This is a genomic window from Veillonella sp. VA137 (genome assembly GCF_003992015.1).
Lineage (GTDB): Bacteria > Bacillota > Negativicutes > Veillonellales > Veillonellaceae > F0422.
Window position 1 is genome coordinate 1 of the sequence record NZ_RQVK01000030.1, and the last position, 1,396, is coordinate 1,396.

Annotated in this window: 1 protein-coding gene; it reads left to right on the forward strand. The window is 36.4% G+C overall.

Annotated elements, in window-relative coordinates; translation table 11 throughout:
- Positions 1–134: 134 nt before the first annotated feature.
- The gene (locus EO116_RS08355) at positions 135–1,346 is read left to right on the forward strand and encodes an ISL3 family transposase (protein WP_127161427.1); all 1,212 of its coding nucleotides are present in this window, start codon (positions 135–137) and stop codon (positions 1,344–1,346) included.
- The last annotated feature ends 50 nt before the right edge of the window (positions 1,347–1,396 follow it).

Consider the following 1,396-nt stretch of genomic DNA (forward strand, 5'->3'; position numbering starts at 1 on the left):
GGCTCTATACTAAATGTTGGGGCTACTCATATAAGAGTAGCCGCCAACATTCTTTTTTTGTAATAAAATAGACATATACAAACTCATACCATATCATAAAAGTAACCACACGATTAAGAAAGGGTGAGTCATATATGTCTACAGTTAATTATACAGAAATTATCTTTAAAATTAAAGAGAAATATATTAAACATACAAGAGTAAATGAGGACGGTTCTGTTCACTTCACACTTGAAATGCCAGTAGCTGAGCAAGTATGTCCTCATTGTGGAGCGAGCACTAGAAAGTCTAAAGGTAAACGACCTAGAGAAGTTAAATTTGGCGCTATACAGCATCATACAGTGACTGCAACCTACTTACAAAGACGTTACAAATGTAAGGAATGTAATCACACTTTCATAGAAAAGAACCCTTTCGTTTGCCGTTATTTGAGACTTAGTAAAACTAATATGGAATATCTATTTAGACAACTCGGCGAAAAAGAATCCTACACCGAGATGGCTAAACGCAGTGATGTCTCTGTATCTACAGTCATTCGGTATTGCTCTAAATTAGCTATTCCAAAGCCTGTGCAATTACCTACTGTACTAGGTATTGACGAATATAAAGGGAATGCTGAGGGGCACGTGTACCAAGTCATCATAACCGATTTGAAAAATCATTCTGTCGTGGATATTTTACCTAAACGAGATACACGTGCTCTTATCCAATACTTTAAAGGCTTTTCTAAAGAAACTAGAGATCAGGTTAAATACATTGTTATGGATATGTCTCCACTATTTAAGCTAGTGATGAAAACTATGTTCCCTCATGCACATATTGTGGCAGATCGTTACCATGTGTGTCGCCTAGTAGATTGGGCTCTCGAGCGTGTACGTAAGCGTGAGCAAAAGAGGCTAGTGGCACACTCTAGAACTCTCAAATATAACCGAAGGGTTCTTATGAAGAACCCTAACAAATTAACTGAAAGCGAGCGAGTAAAGCTGCTAGAAATATTGCGTATATCCGACGATCTGCGACGTGCGTATGGACTTAGGTTAGCCTTTAGAAAGATATTTAAGATATACAGCATACCTAACATAGAAAGGTACATACAATTATGGTTAAAAGCAGTAGAAAGCAGTCATCTACCGGAGTTTAGTAATTTTAAGACTTCCTTTAATAATTGGTTCCCTCAAATTGTTAATGCCTTTGTATTACCCTATTCCAATGGGTTTACAGAAGGATGTAATAATAATATTAAAGTATTAAAGAGAATAAGTTATGGGTTACGTCATTTTGAACGCTTCAGAGTTCGTATACTTCTATTAAGCAAAAAGAATAGCACTAGCTATTTGAATAGCTAGTGCTAAGAACTTATTATATGAGTAGCCCCCACATTTGACAAAGAGCCAAA

Coding starts and splice junctions, on each gene's coding strand:
- EO116_RS08355 (WP_127161427.1), top strand. CDS start 135: ATGTCTACAGTTAATTATACAGAAATTATCTTTAAAATTAAAGAGAAA.